At 52.7% G+C, this 1,707-nt stretch carries 1 rRNA gene; it reads right to left on the reverse strand.

The annotated features are described in order from the left end of the window. Nucleotides 1–20 precede the first annotated feature (20 nt). Nucleotides 21–1,562: ribosomal RNA gene (locus CHU32_RS27775) — 16S ribosomal RNA — on the reverse strand. Nucleotides 1,563–1,707: the final 145 nt, after the last annotated feature.

Raw genomic sequence — 1,707 nt, forward strand, 5'->3', positions numbered from 1 at the left:
CAAAGGCAGGTTCTTTAAGGTAAGGAGGTGATCCAACCGCAGGTTCCCCTACGGTTACCTTGTTACGACTTCACCCCAGTCATGAATCACAAAGTGGTAAGCGCCCTCCCGAAGGTTAAGCTACCTACTTCTTTTGCAACCCACTCCCATGGTGTGACGGGCGGTGTGTACAAGGCCCGGGAACGTATTCACCGTGGCATTCTGATCCACGATTACTAGCGATTCCGACTTCATGGAGTCGAGTTGCAGACTCCAATCCGGACTACGACATACTTTATGAGGTCCGCTTGCTCTCGCGAGGTCGCTTCTCTTTGTATATGCCATTGTAGCACGTGTGTAGCCCTGGTCGTAAGGGCCATGATGACTTGACGTCATCCCCACCTTCCTCCAGTTTATCACTGGCAGTCTCCTTTGAGTTCCCGGCCGGACCGCTGGCAACAAAGGATAAGGGTTGCGCTCGTTGCGGGACTTAACCCAACATTTCACAACACGAGCTGACGACAGCCATGCAGCACCTGTCTCACAGTTCCCGAAGGCACCAAGGCATCTCTGCCAAGTTCTGTGGATGTCAAGACCAGGTAAGGTTCTTCGCGTTGCATCGAATTAAACCACATGCTCCACCGCTTGTGCGGGCCCCCGTCAATTCATTTGAGTTTTAACCTTGCGGCCGTACTCCCCAGGCGGTCTATTTAACGCGTTAGCTCCGGAAGCCACGCCTCAAGGGCACAGCCTCCAAATAGACATCGTTTACGGCGTGGACTACCAGGGTATCTAATCCTGTTTGCTCCCCACGCTTTCGCACCTGAGCGTCAGTCTTTGTCCAGGGGGCCGCCTTCGCCACCGGTATTCCTCCAGATCTCTACGCATTTCACCGCTACACCTGGAATTCTACCCCCCTCTACAAGACTCCAGTCTGCCAGTTTCGAATGCAGTTCCCGGGTTGAGCCCGGGGATTTCACATCCGACTTGACAGACCGCCTGCGTGCGCTTTACGCCCAGTAATTCCGATTAACGCTTGCACCCTCCGTATTACCGCGGCTGCTGGCACGGAGTTAGCCGGTGCTTCTTCTGCGGGTAACGTCAATGAAAATGGTTATTAACCATTCTCCCTTCCTCCCCGCTGAAAGTACTTTACAACCCGAAGGCCTTCTTCATACACGCGGCATGGCTGCATCAGGCTTGCGCCCATTGTGCAATATTCCCCACTGCTGCCTCCCGTAGGAGTCTGGACCGTGTCTCAGTTCCAGTGTGGCTGGTCATCCTCTCAGACCAGCTAGGGATCGTCGCCTTGGTGAGCCGTTACCCCACCAACTAGCTAATCCCATCTGGGCACATCCGATGGCAAGAGGCCCGAAGGTCCCCCTCTTTGGTCCGAAGACGTTATGCGGTATTAGCTACCGTTTCCAGTAGTTATCCCCCTCCATCAGGCAGTTTCCCAGACATTACTCACCCGTCCGCCACTCGTCAGCAAAGCAGCAAGCTGCTTCCTGTTACCGTTCGACTTGCATGTGTTAGGCCTGCCGCCAGCGTTCAATCTGAGCCATGATCAAACTCTTCAATTTAAGTTTGATGCTCGTGAATTAAACTTCGTAATGAATTACGTGTTCACTCAGAGACTTGGTATTCATTTTTTGTCCGAAGACATTTAAGAATCCATGTCACTTTGAGTGCCCACACAGATTGTCTGATAAATTGTTAAAGAGCAGT

It is taken from the genome of Superficieibacter electus (assembly GCF_002915575.1).
GTDB lineage: Bacteria > Pseudomonadota > Gammaproteobacteria > Enterobacterales > Enterobacteriaceae > Superficieibacter > Superficieibacter electus.